This is a genomic window from Pseudomonas sp. 24 E 13, assembly GCF_900004715.1.
In the GTDB taxonomy this organism is placed as follows: Bacteria; Pseudomonadota; Gammaproteobacteria; order Pseudomonadales; family Pseudomonadaceae; genus Aquipseudomonas; species Aquipseudomonas orientalis_A.
Genome location: NZ_CVTO01000148.1, coordinates 79,920 through 97,075, shown reverse-complemented (window position 1 = coordinate 97,075; position 17,156 = coordinate 79,920). Strand labels below are relative to the sequence as shown.

Annotated in this window: 15 protein-coding genes and 1 tRNA gene; 7 read left to right on the top strand and 9 right to left on the bottom strand. The window is 60.3% G+C overall.

Annotation, left to right across the window (positions count from 1 at the left end; translation table 11 throughout):
* Positions 1 to 122 precede the first annotated feature (122 nt).
* The 5 genes from BFP90_RS21365 to BFP90_RS21345 all read right to left on the bottom strand — a co-directional run bounded on the left by BFP90_RS21365 (position 123) and on the right by BFP90_RS21345 (position 5,673).
* The gene (locus BFP90_RS21365) at positions 123 to 1,490 is read right to left on the bottom strand and encodes a TolC family outer membrane protein (RefSeq protein WP_065897921.1); all 1,368 of its coding nucleotides are present in this window, start codon (positions 1,488 to 1,490) and stop codon (positions 123 to 125) included.
* A gap of 454 nt (positions 1,491 to 1,944) precedes the next feature.
* Positions 1,945 to 2,020 (bottom strand) — tRNA-Phe (locus BFP90_RS21360).
* A gap of 103 nt (positions 2,021 to 2,123) precedes the next feature.
* Positions 2,124 to 2,396: an oxidative damage protection protein gene (locus BFP90_RS21355; RefSeq protein ID WP_065885766.1), complete on the bottom strand. Its 273-nt coding sequence runs from the start codon at positions 2,394 to 2,396 to the stop codon at positions 2,124 to 2,126.
* Positions 2,393 to 3,460, bottom strand: coding sequence for an A/G-specific adenine glycosylase (gene mutY, locus BFP90_RS21350; protein WP_065897914.1), 1,068 nt, complete (start codon positions 3,458 to 3,460; stop codon positions 2,393 to 2,395). Before mutY ends, BFP90_RS21355 begins: the two co-directional genes overlap by 4 nt.
* Positions 3,457 to 5,673: an AsmA family protein gene (locus BFP90_RS21345; RefSeq protein WP_065897913.1), complete on the bottom strand. Its 2,217-nt coding sequence runs from the start codon at positions 5,671 to 5,673 to the stop codon at positions 3,457 to 3,459. Before BFP90_RS21345 ends, mutY begins: the two co-directional genes overlap by 4 nt.
* Positions 5,674 to 5,997: 324 nt before the next feature.
* Here BFP90_RS21345 and BFP90_RS21340 point away from each other — a divergent pair, with 324 nt between their 5' ends.
* From BFP90_RS21340 to BFP90_RS21310, 7 genes are all read left to right on the top strand, one after another.
* Positions 5,998 to 7,659: an OFA family MFS transporter gene (locus BFP90_RS21340; RefSeq protein WP_065885763.1), complete on the top strand. Its 1,662-nt coding sequence runs from the start codon at positions 5,998 to 6,000 to the stop codon at positions 7,657 to 7,659.
* A 231-nt stretch (positions 7,660 to 7,890) separates the two neighbouring features.
* Positions 7,891 to 8,484, top strand: coding sequence for an imidazoleglycerol-phosphate dehydratase HisB (gene hisB / locus BFP90_RS21335; protein WP_065885762.1), 594 nt, complete (start codon positions 7,891 to 7,893; stop codon positions 8,482 to 8,484).
* Positions 8,484 to 9,122 (top strand): imidazole glycerol phosphate synthase subunit HisH, encoded by a 639-nt coding sequence (hisH, locus tag BFP90_RS21330; RefSeq protein ID WP_057724503.1) that lies wholly within the window; start codon positions 8,484 to 8,486, stop codon positions 9,120 to 9,122. The genes hisB and hisH overlap by 1 nt, the downstream gene beginning before the upstream one ends.
* Positions 9,123 to 9,380 carry a DUF2164 domain-containing protein gene (locus BFP90_RS21325; RefSeq protein WP_058421837.1) on the top strand — a complete coding sequence of 86 codons (258 nt, stop codon included), beginning with the start codon at positions 9,123 to 9,125 and terminating at the stop codon, positions 9,378 to 9,380. It begins immediately after the preceding gene.
* A 39-nt stretch (positions 9,381 to 9,419) separates the two neighbouring features.
* Positions 9,420 to 10,157 carry a 1-(5-phosphoribosyl)-5-[(5-phosphoribosylamino)methylideneamino]imidazole-4-carboxamide isomerase gene (gene hisA, locus BFP90_RS21320; protein WP_065885760.1) on the top strand — a complete coding sequence of 246 codons (738 nt, stop codon included), beginning with the start codon at positions 9,420 to 9,422 and terminating at the stop codon, positions 10,155 to 10,157.
* A 9-nt stretch (positions 10,158 to 10,166) separates the two neighbouring features.
* Positions 10,167 to 10,937 carry an imidazole glycerol phosphate synthase subunit HisF gene (hisF, locus tag BFP90_RS21315; RefSeq protein WP_017138643.1) on the top strand — a complete coding sequence of 257 codons (771 nt, stop codon included), beginning with the start codon at positions 10,167 to 10,169 and terminating at the stop codon, positions 10,935 to 10,937.
* Between the two features lie 66 nt (positions 10,938 to 11,003).
* Complete coding sequence (locus tag BFP90_RS21310; protein ID WP_065897912.1) at positions 11,004 to 11,759, top strand: substrate-binding periplasmic protein; 756 nt, start codon at positions 11,004 to 11,006, stop codon at positions 11,757 to 11,759.
* Between the two features lie 109 nt (positions 11,760 to 11,868).
* Here the strand turns inward: BFP90_RS21310 and BFP90_RS21305 are convergent, their stop codons facing one another.
* From BFP90_RS21305 to gpmI, 4 genes are all read right to left on the bottom strand, one after another.
* On the bottom strand, positions 11,869 to 12,642 hold the full coding sequence (locus BFP90_RS21305; RefSeq protein ID WP_065897911.1) for a divergent polysaccharide deacetylase family protein: 774 nt from the start codon (positions 12,640 to 12,642) through the stop codon (positions 11,869 to 11,871).
* A gap of 1 nt (position 12,643) precedes the next feature.
* Positions 12,644 to 13,951, bottom strand: a complete 1,308-nt coding sequence (locus BFP90_RS21300) for a S41 family peptidase (protein ID WP_065885757.1) — start codon at positions 13,949 to 13,951, stop codon at positions 12,644 to 12,646.
* Positions 13,952 to 13,981: 30 nt separating this feature from the next.
* On the bottom strand, positions 13,982 to 15,277 hold the full coding sequence (locus BFP90_RS21295; protein WP_065893733.1) for a murein hydrolase activator EnvC family protein: 1,296 nt from the start codon (positions 15,275 to 15,277) through the stop codon (positions 13,982 to 13,984).
* Positions 15,278 to 15,536: 259 nt separating this feature from the next.
* Complete coding sequence (gene gpmI, locus BFP90_RS21290; RefSeq protein ID WP_065897910.1) at positions 15,537 to 17,063, bottom strand: 2,3-bisphosphoglycerate-independent phosphoglycerate mutase; 1,527 nt, start codon at positions 17,061 to 17,063, stop codon at positions 15,537 to 15,539.
* Between the last annotated feature and the right edge of the window lie 93 nt (positions 17,064 to 17,156).

Here is a 17,156-nt window from a genome sequence, read left to right as displayed (position 1 = left end):
CATCCCCTTCAAGGTTTGAACGCACAAAAACGCACCGACTGTAGGAAAAATCGTGCGCATACTACGTTAAAAAGAGGTGCAACTCCATCAGCAAAGCGGCGCAATCAAAGCTTGAGTGGAACTCAGATTGGCCTACGAGCATCTGGGGGAAGAAAATCGCGATCTGGGTCGTAATTTTTGATTAGGTACATGGCCAGATCTATCAAATCAGCAGGACTCAATGAGCCTGCTGCTTCTTTTAGCTTGAGCGTGTCGATGATGTAATCGTAACGAGCATTGTTGTACTCCCGAACAGCGTTGTAGAGTTGTCGCTGAGCGTTGAGTACATCGGCGGTGTTTCGAGACCCCAGCTCTCGACCCACCGTGTTTGCTTTGACCGACGCTTGGCTCGATAGGATCGTTTGCCGTCGAGCACTCACTTGCTCAACATCAGAATTAACAGCCCGATGAAAGTTTCGAGTGTTTTGTACGACTTCTCGACGCCGATCATCTCGTTCATCTTCACTCTGAGCGAGGCGCTCTGTGGCCTCACGCACTTGCGAGCGCGTCATACCTCCCGAATACAGTGGAATATTGAGTTCCAGTCCAATGCTTCGCTGCTCAACATCTCCCTGATATCCAGAGCGGCCAAAATCGGTGGGGTTGCTATATCCAAAGTTGTCGTTGTCCCCCTTACGATAGGATGCAACTGCATCCAAGGTTGGAGCAAAACCAGCCTTGCGTTGATGATTAGTTTTCTCGGCGGCTGTCACCGCGAAATTGCTGGCGAGCAACGAGAGGTTTTGTTGTACCGCCTGGCTTACCCAAGCTTTTGCATCATTGGGTACTGGTGCTTCGACTGGTAGTTGATGCTGAATGCCCTCGATCGATGAATAGTCCTGTTTGGTGAGGCGAGCAAGGGTTTCATAAGCATCGTCAACTTTGCGCTCAGCCAGCTTGCGGTTGGCATTAGCATTATCGTAAGCCGCCTGAGCATCCAGCACATCCGTTATACTGGATGCACCATTTTCAAGGCGTCCCTGAGCTTGCTGCTGTTGGCGCTTTAATGCTGCTTCCTCTGCCTTAGAGGCCGCCAACAAGTCCAATGCACGCAGTGTTTCGAAATAGGCTTGTGCAGCACTGAGAATCAGCGATTGTTCCTTCGCGGATAGCTCCAGCGCAGCTTGTTCCGTACTGGCTTGTGCCGCTTCCAGCTGAAACCAACGATCAAGGCGAAACAACGGCTGGTTCAAATTCGCTTGAAAAACAGACTGGCTTCGCGTTCGTGTCAAGCTCGGCTCATCACGCTGTAAACGAACAGACTCAACGGATCCACCGGCACTGAGAGTCGGCAATAAACCGGCCCTGGCCTGCGGAACAGCTTCGCGAAGAGCCTGATACTCATGACGAGCAGCTGAAAGCTTGGCATCGTTGATAACTGCTTGCTGATAAACTCCCATAAGGTCTGCTCGCTTATCGAAATCGTCAGCACTAGCAACAGCAGAGGTCATCAAAAAGAATAGAAAAAAGCTATTGGGTATCTTATTAATCAAAGACATAACATTCCGTGTTGTTAATAATTGACCCCGAATTCAGGAGTGATTTTCCGAGGTCGAATGCTCGCTTACTTTACAAGCCGGTTACGCACCGCGCATACCGCGTGACTTGTAAGTGACCAGAGTGCGAAATGATACAGGGTGCTCAGAGGCTCTGTGGTGTGCCGGGGGTAACGAAAGCGCTGCGCTGGGGCGGACTAGTATTGCCGGCGCCTCAGCTTGCCTGAGCGAGGCTCTCAACCTGACAGGTTAAAACTATTCAGTTTTGCTTTCGGTTCCATAAATCCCTTGGACACCTTTCAACCCCACTGCCAAAGCGCCCTGGTCCAGAAATGGTCCAGAGACCATTAAATCGCAGGCAATAAAAAACCCCAAGGAACACATTGTTCCTTGGGGTTTCTCGGTATTTTGGTGCCCAGAGACGGAATCGAACCGCCGACACGGGGATTTTCAATCCCCTGCTCTACCGACTGAGCTATCTGGGCAACGGGGCGCATTAAACGGGTTTTTCAGGGGGTCGTCAAGCAAGTTTTCAAAAAATATTTAATTATTACCGTCGCTTACGTGCAGACCCCGGTTTTTGATCAATTATTGAGCAGGTGGTACGTAGCCGTCGGCCTTGGCGTAATCCTCGCCGGAAAAGAACTTGTCCATTTCGCCCTGCAGGTATTTGCGGTCTTCGGCGTTCATCATGTTCAAGCGTTTTTCGTTGATGAGCAGGGTCTGGTGTTTTTGCCAGTCGGCCCACGCCTTGGCGGAGACGTTATCGTAGATGTCCTGGCCTTTGGCGCCCGGAAAAGGGGCGCGTTCGAGGGCGGGCAGTTCTTCGTGGTACTTGCGGCACATGATGGTGCGGGTCATGACGACTCTCCTGCGTTCAATACTTCAGCCGCGCGCTTCAGCAGTTTTTTCACCGGGGCGGCAAGGCCCAGGCGCGGTGGGGTGGCGAGGTTATACCAGAGCCAGTCGGCCTCGGCCACGTGATGGGCGCTTTCCTCGACCTGGACCAACCAGGGTTCGATGGCCAGCTGGAAGTGGCTGAAGGTGTGGATCAGCCCCGGCAGTTCCTGATGTTTGCCCAAGGCCAGCGCGTGCTGGTTGGCCAGATGATCCAGGTCTTCCAGGTCGTCCAGCTCCGGCAGGCTCCACAAACCGCCCCACAGGCCCGTGGAGGGGCGACGGTAAAGCAGGATCGCGCCCTCGGCATTGGCCAGCATCGGCATCAGCGTGCGCTTCTGGGGGATGGTCTTGCGTGGCTTGGGGATCGGGTAGCGCGTCTCCAGGCCAAGCATGTGGGCTTCGCAGCCTTTTTCCAGCGGGCACAGCAGGCAACTGGGTTTGCTGCGGGTGCATAGCGTGGCGCCCATGTCCATCATCGCCTGGGTGTAGGCGTTGACGCGGTCGTGTGGCGTAAAGCGCTCTGCGGTCGCCCACAGCTGCTTGGCGACCCTGGGTTCGCCCGGGTAGCCCTCTTGCGCGGTAAAGCGTGCCAGCACGCGCTTGACGTTGCCGTCGAGGATCGGCGCACGCAGGCCCATGCTCAGGCTGGCAATTGCGCCGGCAGTGGACAGGCCGATGCCGGGCAGTTCGGTAAGTTTTTCGACATCCCTGGGAAACTCGCCGCCGTATTCGGCGACCACGATCTTTGCAGTCTTTTGCAGGTTGCGCGCCCGGGTGTAGTAGCCCAGGCCGGTCCACAGGTGCAGCACTTCGTCTTCCGGTGCGGCGGCCAGTGCCTGGACCGTCGGCAAGGACGCCATGAACCGGTCGAAGTAATTGAGCACGGTGCTGACCTGGGTCTGTTGCAGCATGATCTCCGACACCCACACCCGATACGGCGTGATGCCCTGTTGCCAGGGCAGGTCGTGGCGACCGTGGCGGTCGTACCAGTCCAGCACCGCCTGTGAAAACTGCTCGTTTCTCATCGGTTGAACAGGCCTTTCAATGCGTCTTTGAGCTTGGGATTAACCTTGTCGAGCTTCTCTTCGAGCTTCTCGTTGAGACGATTGCCCGCCGCTTTGATGGCGACCTGGCCGAGGCCGTCCTTGTCCAGGCGGCAGGCCTTGGCGCCCAGTTCCAGCGGGCCACGGCAACGCAGCGGCACTTCGATACCCTGGAAGTTGGCGCCGACCTGGCAGGCCGGGTCCGGCACGTCGCGCTGGTCGCCTTCGACGATGATGCCCACCCGGTAGTCCATGCCCAATACGCGCAGGTCGACATCGCCATTGCCGTTGAGGGTCAGCCCCGGAATGCGCACTTTCAGGTCAGGGTTGCTGGCCACGCCGTTGCGTAACGTCAGGTTGCCGCGCAGTTCCTGGAAGGGCGTGTCCTTGCCTTGCGGCGTGGTGCTCAGGGTTTTGCGGTTGAGCAGGGCGATACCGGTACACAGTTGTTGCTCGATGTTGGCGTTGAGCAGCACACCGTTGTTGATGACGATGCCGGCAGTGCCGTTGAGGCTGTCGATCAAGGCCTTCTGGCTGTTGCCACGCCCGGTCAGGTTGCTGTCCAGGGTGACCAGGCCTTTGACTGGTGGGGTTTTCCCCTGGGCCTGCAGGATTTTTTCTACCGGTACCTGCTTGATATGGGTTTGCAGCGCCAGGAGCGGGGTGTCCTGGCGTACATCGAGGGTGCCGTTGGCCTGGAACGTGCCGTTGTAGAGGCCACCGCTCAGCGCGTCGAGGCTGAGCTGGCCATCGATGCCCGAGGCTTTCAGTACCGCGTTCTGGATCGGCAGCTGGCTCAAGGTGAGTTGGCCGAACGCAAGGTCCGCGTTGATATCCAGGCTGCGCAGGCGGGTCAGTGGCAGCAGTTTGTCACTGCTCCAGGCGGCTTTGGTCGGCGCTTCCGGCAGTGGGCTGTTACCGCCGGCGGCCATTGCACCGGCCTCGCTGCCTTGCACTTCGGCCTGGCGTGCGGCCGCCGTGCCTTTGGCGGCTTCGGATTTGGCCGGCAGGTAATTGTCGGCATTGAACGTGTCGCCCTTGAGCTGCACGCGCAGTGACTGCTTGGCAAAATCATCCACGGCAACGCGACCGGTGAAGGTGCTGCCATCGAGTTTCAGGTTCAGGTCCTCCAGCGCGACATTGGTCGGCGTGCCTGTGAGGCGGCTGACCAGTTCGACTTTGCTCAGGCTGCCCGGTGCCATGGCCGGCAGAGGGTGGCCGACGCTCTCGAGAAACTTGGCCAGGTCAAACTGCGCGACCGACAGCGCGCCGCTGATCTGCGGGGTGTTGTTCAGGTCAGTGGCCCGCAGTTCGCCCAGTGCGCGCAATTGGTTGGCCGAGAGTTTCAGGTTGGTCCATTCGGCGATGTTGGCGGCAAGATCGACCAGCAATTGACCCTGGGTGGAGAAGGTCAGCGTCTTGCCCTGCAAGGGTTCGCCAGTGGCTTCGCCGCTCAGGCGCATGTCTTCGAACTGGTAGCGCTTGAGGGCGCGCTGGATGCGCAAGTTGCCGTTCAGCTCGGTCTTGAGGCGCATGACCGGCTGGTTGCTGCCCAGGAAAGCGGTGAGTTTCAGCGGAATATTGGCGCCTTCGTGGATGGCGCCGGCACTGAGCTGGATGCTTTCGGCGCTCAATTGCTTGCCGGTCTGTTCATCGTTGTATTCAACGCGGGCGTTGTTGATGGTCAGGCTGTCGATGTCCAGGCGGATCGGCTGCGGCGGTTTTTCCGGCTTGGCTTCAGCCACCGGTTCGGCCGGCGCCGGGGTGGCGGCACCCGGGGTTTCGTCGGGCAGGTTCTTGCCGATGTCTTCCCAGTTGCCGTGGCCGTTCTTGTCGCGGTTCAGGCGCAGGTTCAGACCCTCGACCCGCACATCGCTCATCTGCACTTCGCGGCGCAGCAGCGGCAGCACACGTACCGACAGGCCGAGCATCTGCAGGTCGGCAAACGGTTGGGTCGGATTAGTCAGGGTTGCCACGCCGGCTTCGTGCAGCTCGAGGCCCAGCCAGGGGAACAGGCTCCAGCCGATGTCGCCATTGAGCGTCAGCTCGATGTGGGCCTTGTCGCGGGCAATCTGGCGAATTTCTTCTTTGTAGTCGTTGGGATCGAAGAGATGGGTCAGGGCAAAGCCGAGAGCCACAATGATCAGCAACAGCCCGAGAAATACCAGACCCAGGATTTTGCCGAACGCTTTCATGGGCGAGTCCTTGTATGTCGATTTCAAAATTTAGCCGCAGAGTATAACGCCCGAAGGCCTGCATCAGTTCGTGGATCGTTACATTGTATCTACGACCAGCGAAACGGGATTTTGGCGTCAAATAAAACAGATAGGTTGAAAAAAGTGATGTCAATTTGGTTTTTCTCGTATCTGCAGGTGCTAATCTCTGCGCGTTCGTCCGCCTTCTGCGACGTATCGTCGCGCCAAAATGGAGCTTCACTCACAAAAACGGCCACGCATTGCGTGCAAGGCCGAGGGGAAGCGCGCCTGACGGATGCATACCAATAACTGGGGGAAACACCAATGAGCACTAGCACTGCGGCCGGTACCAATGCCGCACCGCCTGCGTTCCTGTCCAAGGAACGCATTATCGCCAAGCCCGGCTTCAACCGCTGGCTGGTTCCACCGGCCGCACTGGCCATCCATCTGTGCATCGGCATGGCCTACGGCTTCTCGGTGTTCTGGCTGCCGCTGTCCAAGGCGCTGGGCATCACTGCGCCGGTGGCCTGTGCGCCGGACATGAGCTTTATCGCCCAGGTCTTCTCGTCCCAATGCGACTGGCCCATCTCCATGCTGGGCTGGATCTACACCCTGTTCTTCATCTTCCTGGGCTGCTCGGCAGCGATCTGGGGCGGCTGGCTGGAACATGCCGGGCCGCGCAAGGCCGGTGTCGTCTCGGCGTTGTGCTGGTGCGGCGGCCTGCTGATCTCGGCGTTGGGTATCTATACCCACCAGATCTGGCTGATGTGGATCGGCTCCGGGGTCATCGGCGGTATCGGCCTGGGCCTGGGCTATATCTCGCCCGTATCGACCCTGATCAAGTGGTTCCCGGACAAGCGCGGCATGGCGACCGGCATGGCGATCATGGGCTTCGGCGGCGGCGCGATGGTCGGTGCACCGCTGGCGGCAGCACTGATGGGCCACTTCGCCTCGCCGACCAGCGTGGGCGTATGGCAGAGCTTCCTGGTGATGGCTGCGATCTACTTCGTGTTCATGATCGGCGGCGCCTTGTCCTATCGCGTTCCGCCGACCGGCTGGAAGCCTGAGGGCTGGACCGCGCCGGCGAAAAAAGCCAGCAACGCGATGATCACGCACCGTCATGTGCATGTGAACGTGGCGTGGAAGACCCCGCAATTTCGTCTGGTGTGGCTGGTGCTGTGCCTGAACGTGTCAGCCGGTATCGGTATCCTCGGCATGGCTTCGCCGCTGCTGCAGGAAGTGTTCGGCGGCAAATTGCTGGGGCTGGATGTACCGTTTGGTCAACTGGATGCCGGGCAACTTGCATCGATCGCCGCCATTGCGGCAGGCTTTACCGGCCTGTTGAGCCTGTTCAACATCGGTGGCCGGTTCTTCTGGGCGTCGTTCTCCGACTACCTGGGGCGCAAAAATACCTATTTTGTGTTCTTCGCCCTGGGCTTTGCCCTGTACGCGCTGATCCCGAACCTGGGGCACCTGGGCAACGTGGCGCTGTTCGTCGCGGCGTTCTGCATCATCCTGTCGATGTACGGCGGTGGTTTTGCCACGGTCCCGGCTTACCTGGCCGACCTGTTCGGTACGCAAATGGTCGGCGCCATCCATGGTCGCCTGCTGACCGCCTGGGCCGCTGCCGGCGTATTGGGCCCGGTGCTGGTGAACTACCTGCGTGAATACCAGTTGAGCATCGGCGTTGAACGCGCTGCGGCCTATGACATCACCTTGTACATCCTCGCTGGCCTGCTGGTGCTGGGCTTTATCTGCAACCTGCTGGTGCGTCCGGTAGCCGACAAATACTTCATGACCGACGCCGAACTGGCCGCCGAGCAGGCGCTGGGCCATGACAAAGGCGCTGATGCCAGCACCGTGCTGGAGTGGAAAGCCTCCCCTGGCAGCAAGCCATTGGCGGTCGCCGCCTGGCTGGTGGTGGGCATTCCGTTGGCGTGGGGTGTGTGGGTGACCCTGCAGAAGACCGCAGTACTGTTCCACTAACACTGCAAAACCCTTGTGGGAGGGGGCTCGCCCCCGATGGCGGCGCATCAGTCAATGCATTGTTGACTGAACCACCGCTATCGGGGGCAAGCCCCCTCCCACATTGGTTATGCATGTACGCACATGTCTATCCCCGACACTCCATCAGTCTTATCCCCTTCGATGTTTCTGTTTAGCGCCCGCGCCCCTATAATGGCTGCCTTTTTCGCCCAATGATTTGCGGAGCTGGTGATGGTCGAACGTATGGCGTCCGTCGAGCGCGACACTCTGGAAACCCAGATCAAAGCCTCGATCAACCTGGATGGCACCGGAAAGGCCCGATTTGATATCGGTGTACCTTTTCTTGAGCACATGCTGGACCAGATCGCCCGTCATGGGCTGATCGACCTGGATATTGTCAGCAAGGGCGACCTGCATATCGACGACCACCACACGGTGGAAGACGTGGGCATCACCCTCGGCCAGGCCTTTGCCAAGGCCATCGGCGACAAAAAAGGCATCCGTCGCTACGGCCACGCCTATGTCCCGCTGGACGAAGCGCTGTCGCGCGTAGTCATCGACTTCTCCGGCCGCCCAGGCCTGCAGATGCACGTGCCCTACACCCGCGCCACCGTGGGCGGCTTTGACGTCGACCTGTTCCAGGAATTCTTCCAGGGTTTCGTCAACCACGCCCTGGTCAGCCTGCACATCGACAACCTGCGCGGCACCAACACCCACCACCAGATCGAAACCGTGTTCAAGGCTTTCGGCCGCGCGCTGCGCATGGCCGTTGAGCTGGATGAGCGCATGGCCGGGCAAATGCCTTCGACCAAGGGCGTTCTGTAATGCAGACGGTCGCGGTTATCGATTACGGCATGGGCAACCTGCACTCGGTGGCCAAGGCCCTCGAGCACGTGGGTGCCGGCAAGGTGCTGATCACCAGCGATGCCAATGTGATTCGTGAAGCCGACCGCGTGGTGTTTCCAGGCGTTGGCGCGATTCGCGATTGTATGGCCGAGATCCGCCGCCTGGGCTTTGACAGCCTGGTGCGCGAAGTCAGCCAGGACCGTCCGTTCCTCGGTATCTGCGTGGGCATGCAAGCCTTGCTCGACAGCAGTGAAGAGAACGGCGGTGTCGACTGCATCGGTCTGTTTCCCGGCCAGGTGAAGTTCTTCGGCAAAGACCTGCATGAAGACGGCGAGCACCTCAAGGTGCCGCACATGGGCTGGAACGAAGTGCGTCGCGCGGTGGATCACCCGCTGTGGCACGAAATTCCGGACATGGCGCGTTTCTACTTTGTGCACAGCTATTACATCGCCGCCGGTAACCCGCGCCAGGTGGTGGGGGGCGGGCACTACGGCGTCGACTTCGCCGCCGCGCTGGCCGACGGTTCGCGCTTTGCCGTGCAGTTTCACCCGGAGAAGAGCCATACCCATGGCCTGCAATTGCTGCAGAACTTCGCCGCGTGGGATGGTCGCTGGTAAATGGCCAAGAAGCCGAAGCCGCCAATCTTGAACCTTGCGCCCGAGCAGGAGCGTGAGGCTACCGACAAGATCAAGCGTTTCATGGAGGATCGCTTCGAACTCAAGCTGGGTTCGTTCGAAGTGGCCGAGATTCTTGAGCTGTTCACCACCGAAGTGGCGCCGCATTATTACAACAGGGCGATTTTCGACACGCAGACGCTCCTTAAGGAAAGGTTCGAAAGCATCGAAAGCGACTTGTGGTCGCTTGAGAAACCCTGATTTCCCAAGCATTGCTGAATATCGAATAAGGTTTGCCAGATGCTGATTATCCCCGCTATCGATCTCAAGGACGGCGCCTGCGTCCGTCTGCGCCAGGGCCGTATGGAAGATTCCACGGTGTTCTCCGATGACCCGGTGAGCATGGCCGCCAAATGGGTGGAGGGGGGCTGCCGTCGTCTGCATCTGGTGGACTTGAACGGCGCGTTCGAAGGCCAGCCGGTCAACGGCGAGGTGGTCACCGCGATCGCCCGACGCTACCCCAACCTGCCGATCCAGATCGGCGGTGGCATCCGCTCGCTGGAAACCATCGAGCATTACGTCAAGGCCGGCGTGAGCTACGTGATCATCGGCACCAAGGCTGTAAAAGACCCGGCCTTTGTCGCCGAAGCCTGCCGCGCATTCCCAGGCAAGGTTATCGTCGGCCTGGATGCCAAGGACGGTTTTGTCGCCACCGACGGTTGGGCTGAAATCAGCACTGTGCAGGTGATCGACCTGGCTAAACAGTTCGAAGCCGACGGTGTGTCCGCCATCGTTTATACCGACATCGCCAAAGACGGCATGATGCAGGGCTGCAACGTACCGTTCACCGCCGCGCTGGCCGCTGCGACGAAAATCCCGGTGATCGCCTCTGGTGGTATCCACAACCTGGGTGACATCAAGTCGCTGCTGGACGCCAAGGCACCTGGCATCATCGGCGCCATCACGGGTCGTGCGATTTATGAGGGCACCCTGGACGTCGCCGAAGCCCAGGCTTACTGCGATGCCTACAACGGCTGAGGACTGACCATGGCGCTGGCCAAACGCATCATCCCTTGCCTGGACGTCGACAACGGTCGCGTGGTCAAGGGCGTCAAGTTCGAGAACATCCGTGATGCCGGCGACCCGGTGGAAATCGCCCGTCGCTACGATGAACAGGGCGCCGACGAAATTACCTTTCTCGACATCACCGCGAGCGTCGACGGCCGCGACACCACCTTGCACACCGTCGAGCGCATGGCCAGCCAGGTATTTATCCCGCTGACCGTGGGCGGCGGCGTGCGCACCGTGCAAGACATCCGCAACCTGCTCAATGCCGGCGCGGACAAGGTCTCGATCAACACCGCCGCCGTGTTCAACCCTGAATTTGTCGGCGAAGCCGCGCAGCACTTCGGCTCGCAATGCATCGTGGTCGCCATCGACGCCAAGAAAGTCTCGGGCCCTGGTGAAACTCCGCGCTGGGAGATCTTCACCCACGGCGGGCGCAAACCGACCGGGCTGGACGCGGTGGAGTGGGCGATGAAGATGGAAGCCCTCGGCGCCGGTGAAATCCTGCTGACCAGCATGGACCAGGACGGCATGAAAAACGGCTTTGACCTGGGTGTAACCCGCGCCATCAGCGATGCCCTGGGCATCCCGGTCATCGCCTCCGGCGGCGTCGGCAACCTGCAGCACTTGGCCGATGGCGTCATCGAAGGGCATGCCAGCGCGGTGCTGGCGGCGAGTATTTTCCACTTCGGCGAATACACCGTCCCCGAGGCCAAGGCCTACATGGCCGCGCGCGGTATCGTCGTGCGCTAAACGCCGCTGGACAGCATGGCAGGCGCGCGGCACTCTCTGCGCTTGCCATGGATTCCGGTAGCCTTCATGTTCAAACACCTGCTGCTCGCCCTTGCCAGTTCCTCCATGCTCATGGCGGCTACGGTGCACGCCGACGAATCGTCTGACACCTCCCTGGTGCTGCTGACGGAAAATTTCCCGCCTTATAACATGGCGAAAAACGGCAAGAACTTCGCCAGGGACGAGAACATCGAAGGCATCGCCGTGGACATCATGCGCGAGACCTTCAAGCGTGCCGGCATTTCCTACAACCTCACCCTGCGTTTCCCCTGGGAGCGAATCTACAAACTCGCCCTGGAAAAACCCGGCTATGGTGTGTTCGTCATGGCGCGTTTGCCGGACCGTGAAGCCTTGTTCAAATGGGTCGGCCCCATCGGCCCGGACGATTGGGTGCTGTTGGCCAAGGCTGACAGCAAAATCCAGTTGGAAGGCCTTGAGCAGGCGCGCCGCTACAGGATTGGCGCCTACAAAGGCGATGCCATTGCCCAGAGCCTGGACAAGCAGGGGCTCAAGCCGGTTGTCGCCTTGCGTGACCAGGACAATGCGCAAAAGCTCATGGAGGGCCAGATCGACCTGTGGGCCACCGGCGACCCTGCTGGCCGTTACCTTGCACGCCAGGTGGGGGTGGACGGGCTCAAGACGGTGCTGCGCTTCAACAGTGCGCAGCTTTACCTGGCGTTGAACAAGGATGTGCCGGACGAGGTGGTTGCCAGGCTCCAGGCTGCGCTGGATGAGTTACGCAAAGAAGGCCGTATCGACCAGATCATGGCCAACTATTTGTAGGAGCGAGCTTGCTCGCGAAAGACGTCAACGATAACGCGAGCATCCTGGAGACGCGCGGCGGTCTCAGGTTTTTCGCGAGCGAGCTCGCTCCTACAGGTTGGGGCGATCGTCAGCGATAGATGCCGTCTTTGCCGTGCCCGGCCATGGCCCGATTACTGCGCACGCTGATCATCAACTTGATATCGATCCACTCCACACCCTGCGCCTTGAGCTTGGGCAATTCGCGCTCCAGCACCGCCAGGGTCTGAGGGTAAGGGTGCCCGATCATCACCGCCGAACCCTGCTTGTGCGCCAGCTTGATTGCGGTTTGCAGCTGCGTGGTGATCGCCGCCTCGGTGCGTTCGTCATCCAGGAACACATCCCGCGAAACATGCGCCAGTCCAATCTTCTGCGCCTCGGCGGCGGCGACAGTCTGTGCGCTGGTGCGGCTGTCCACAAAGAACTTGTGGCGCCGCTGCAGCTCGCCCATTAACCACGCCATTGCCTGCGGCTGCGCCGTCATGCGGCTGCCCATATGGTTATTGATGCCGGCGGTGTAGGGCACGGCCGCGAAGGCGGCGTCCAGGCGCTTGGCCAGTTCTTCGATCGACAGCTCGGGGTGCCAGGCAAACGGACCGGTGGCCGGGTCCATGGGCATATGCAGGATGACGATCTTGCCGGCCTTGTGGGCCTCGCGGGCGAATTCGGCGGCGTGAGGGGTGTCAGGCATGATCGCGGTGGTGACCGGCCCGGGCAGGGCCAGCACGCGACGATCCCTGGGCAGGTTCTGCCCGAGGTCGTCGATGATCAAGGTGAGATAGGCTTTGTGCGGCTCGCCGACCGGCGTCGCTTGCGCGAATCCGGCCAGGCTGCACAGCACAGCGATAATCAGCGCAACACGCATATCAACGGCTGCGCGTGATGCTCAGGCCCTTGAGCAGGCTCAGCGCCTGGGCCAACTGGTAATCGTCGTCCTGCGGCATCGGTTTGGCTTTGGCGCCGCTGCCGGTCGGCTGGTCGGCGCCGCCGTTGCCATTGCCCAGGTGGCCTTGCAGGTCCGCCTCTTTGTAGTACTCGCTGTCGATCTCGTTGGTGATCTTGGCCTTGCGCACCTCGATGTCCGGCACGATGCCCTGGGCCTGGATCGAGCGACCATTGGGCGTGTAGTACAGCGCCGTGGTGATCTTCAGCGCACGCTCGTTATTGAGCGGCAATACGGTTTGCACCGAGCCTTTACCGAAGGTCGTGGTGCCCATCAGCACACCGCGCTTCTGGTCCTGCAGGGCGCCGGCGACGATCTCCGAGGCCGAGGCGCTGCCGCCGTTGATCAGCACGGCCAGCGGCACGTTCTCGCTCAGATCGTTGCCGGTGGCCGAGAAGCGCAGCTCGGAATTGGCGATGCGGCCCTTGGTGTAGACGATCAGGCCCTTGGTGATGAAGTGGTCGACCACTTCCACCGCAGACTGCAACACACCGCCCGGGTTGTTACGCAGGTCGAGCACGATGCCGTTGAGCTTCTTGCCGTTGTCCTTGCGCAGCTTGGCCAGGGCCTTGGCCACTTCGTCGCCGGTCTTGACCTGGAATTGGGTGATGCGGATGTAGCCGTAGCCCGACTCCAGCAACTGGCTCTTCACGCTCTTGACCACGATGGTGGAGCGGGTCAGGGTCACGTCGAACGGATTGCCGCCGTCGCGCACCAGGGTCAGGGTGATTTTCTGGCCGATCTTGCCGCGCATCTTGTCGACGGCTTCGGTCATGGTCTGGCCGCGGGTTGGCTGGCCGTTGATCTTGACGATAAAGTCACCCGCCTGGATGCCGGCCTTGGATGCCGGGGTGTCGTCGATGGGCGAGACCACCTTGATGTTGCCGTCTTCGGAACCGACCTCAATGCCCAGGCCACCAAATTCACCGCTGGTGCTTTCCTGCAGTTCAGCGAAGTCTTCCGGGCCCAGGTAGGCCGAATGCGGGTCGAGGTTGCTGAGCATGCCCTTGATGGCGTTTTCCAGCAGGGTCTTGTCGTCTACGGGTTCGACATAGGCTGCCTTGATCCGGTCCATGACCTCGGCAAAGGTGCGCAGCTCGTCCAGCGGCAACGGCGCCTTGGTGGTCGCAGCGGTCGCGGCGGGAACAGCCTGGTCGGCAAAAGCCAGAGGCGCGCCGATCACCAGGGCGATCGTCAGGGCCAGCGAAGTGAGGCGGGACAAATGCAGCATGTCGAACGAACTCCTAATGTAGATGAGACCCTATCCTTGGGATCTGCACCATTGTGCAGGGTCGCTCGGGCGGCCCTGCTGACGAATAGCGAAGTACAGCGCCGGGGTGTCCTGGCCACCACTGTTACCGACAGTGGAGATGGATTCACCGGCTTTTACCACATCACCTGCCGACTTGAGTAACGTCTGATTGTGGCCGTAAAGGCTCAAATAGCCATTACCGTGGTCAAGAATCACCAGCAGGCCGGCCCCGCGCAGCCAATCGGCAAACACCACGCGCCCGCCGTGGACGGCGTGGACCTGGCTGCCCGCAGAGGCGCTGATCATCACACCGTCCCACTTGGCACGGGTGTCATCGCCACGGGTTTCGCCGAAGCGTGCCAACAGTCGACCATCAACCGGCCATGGAAGTTTGCCGCGCGCTGCAGCAAAAGGCCCGCCGAACGACTCGCCGCTGCTGGAAACCAGCGGGCCAGGCGCTGCGTGCGCCGGTTTGCGCGGGGCCGGCGCATCGGTAGTGGCTGCCAGTTCGGCCTCACGCTGGCGCTTTTTTTCGGCTTCCTGCTGGGCGATCAGCGCTTTTTGCCGCGCCTCCTCGGCCTCGCGTGCCTGGCGCGCCAGGGTTTCTTCGATAGTCTTGAGCACTTTGGCCAGGTCGGCCTGGTCCTGCTCGCGGGCCTGGAGCTTGGCGTCGCGGGCTTTTACGTCATTGTTGAGCTTGGCCAGGGCTTGCTGGCGTTCCTTGCGGACCTTGTCCAACTCGTTGCGCTGGGTGTCGAGCGCGGTCTTCTGGTCGAGCAGTTGGGCCTGCTGATCGTTGATCTCCTGCTCGACATTGGCCAACTGGCGCAGCGTTTCGTTAAAGCCCTTCAACTGCGCCAGGCGCGCCTGGCTCAGGTAATCGTAATAGGTGAGGGTGCGGGCAAACTTTTCCGGGTTCTGCTGGTTGAGCAGCAGCTTGAGATATTCCTGGCGGCCGCTCTGGTAGGCGGCGCGGGCCTGGATTGCGATCAGGCGTTGCTGTTCAACGCGTGCGCTCTGGAGTTTTTTTTTCTCAGCGTCGAGTCGCTCCAGTTCCGACTCGCTCTTCTTTAATTCTTTTTGCAGCTCCTGGACCTGCTTCTCCAGCTTGCCCATTTCGGTTTCCGTGCCGCGCAGGTCTTTCTGCACCCCGGACTTTTCTTCCTGGAGCTTGCCGAGCAGTTTTTTCAGCTCGGTAATGTCCTGACGCGTAGCGTCCAACTGTTGTTGGGTTTGTGCACGCTCATCGGCAAATGCCGGTTGGAGCAGGCAGACAAGAGCGAGGGTAATCAAGGCGCGAAGCATAGAGGCGGGCGACACCAGGGGAAAGGGACGCTCTAGTATGCCCGCCAAGCGCCGCAAAAAAAACGTCCAATTGGGGCGGGCGGGCAAGATAGGTGCCGAGTGGTGGTGGTATGGCAAAAAGATATCTTCCAAACACCGAAGGGCCAATGTGGGAGGGGGCTTGCCCCCGATAGCGGTGGACCAGTCACATAAGTGTTGACTGACACTCCGTCATCGGGGGCAAGCCCCCTCCCACATTGGATCTACCGTGTTGTTTAAATCAGACCAGAATTGAGGTCCCGGTCATTTCCTTCGGCTTTTCCAGCCCTATCAGCATCAGCATGGTCGGCGCCACATCCGCCAGTACGCCGCCGTTACGCACTTTGAAATCGCGCTTGCCGACGTAGATGAACGGCACCGGCTCGGTGGTGTGGGCTGTGTGGGCCTGGCCGGTGGACTCGTCGGACATCTGCTCGCAGTTGCCGTGGTCGGCGGTGATCAGCGCTTCGCCACCGACTTTGTCCAGGGCATCGACGATGCGGCCCACGCACAGGTCCAGGCATTCCACGGCCTTAGTGGCAGCCTCCAGGTTGCCGCTGTGGCCGACCATGTCGCCGTTGGCGTAGTTGACCACGATGACGTCATAACGCTGATGCTCGATGGCGTCGACGATCTTGTCGGTGACTTCCGGTGCGCTCATTTCCGGCTGCAGGTCGTAGGTCGCGACTTTTGGCGATGGGATCAGGATGCGCTCTTCGCCAGGGAAAGGTTCTTCACGTCCGCCGGAGAAGAAGAAGGTCACGTGGGCATATTTTTCAGTTTCGGCGATGCGCAGTTGAGTCTTGCCGTTTTTCGCCAGGTAATCGCCCAGTACGTTTTCCAGGCTGCCCGGCGCAAAAGCCGACGGGGCCGGGATGTTGGCGGCGTATTGGGTGAGCATGACGAACTCGACTTTCGGCTGGCGTGCGCGTTCGAAGTCTTTGAAACCGTCGTCGACAAACACATGGCTCAGCTCACGGGCACGGTCGGCGCGGAAGTTCATGAACACCATGGCGTCGCCGTCTGCGACTTTCACCGGCTCGCCGATGGTGGTGGCCTTGACGAATTCATCGCTCTCGCCACGGGCGTAGGCGGCTTCCAGGCCTTGCTGGGCGGTGGCGGCGTTGAATTCGGCCTGGCCATCGACGATCAGGTTGTAGGCCTGGGCCACGCGGTCCCAGCGGTTGTCGCGGTCCATGGCAAAGTAACGGCCTACCAGACTGGCGATGCGGCCTTTGCCCAGGGCGGCGAAGGTGGCGTCCAGCAGTTCGATGGACGACTGCGCGCTTTTGGGCGGGGTGTCGCGACCGTCAAGGAAGGCATGCAGGTAGATCTTGTCGGCGCCGCGCTTGAAGGCCAGTTCGGCCATGGCGATCAGGTGGTCCTGATGGCTGTGTACGCCGCCATCGGACAGCAGGCCCATGAAGTGCACGGCCTTGCCAGCGGCGACGGCTTTGTCCACCGCTGCGCAGATGGTCGGGTTTTCGAAGAACTCGCCATCGCGGATCGCTTTGGTCACGCGGGTGAAGTCCTGATAGACCACTCGTCCGGCGCCGAGATTCATGTGACCGACTTCCGAGTTGCCCATCTGGCCGTCCGGCAGGCCCACGTCCATGCCGGAGCCTGAGATCAAACCGTTGGGCACGGTGGCGGTGAGACGGTCCAGCACAGGCTTGCGGGCGGCGTACACCGCGTTGTCGTGGTGGCTTTCACTGTGTCCGAAGCCATCGAGAATTATCAGGACCAAAGGTTTAGGCGTGGTAGTCATAGATCCTCTCGCGGCGGTAATAAAGGAAGGCAATGGAAAAGTGAGTGGCAGTTTAAAGCGAAGTTCCAACCGCGTCACCGCTTTACGGGGGTT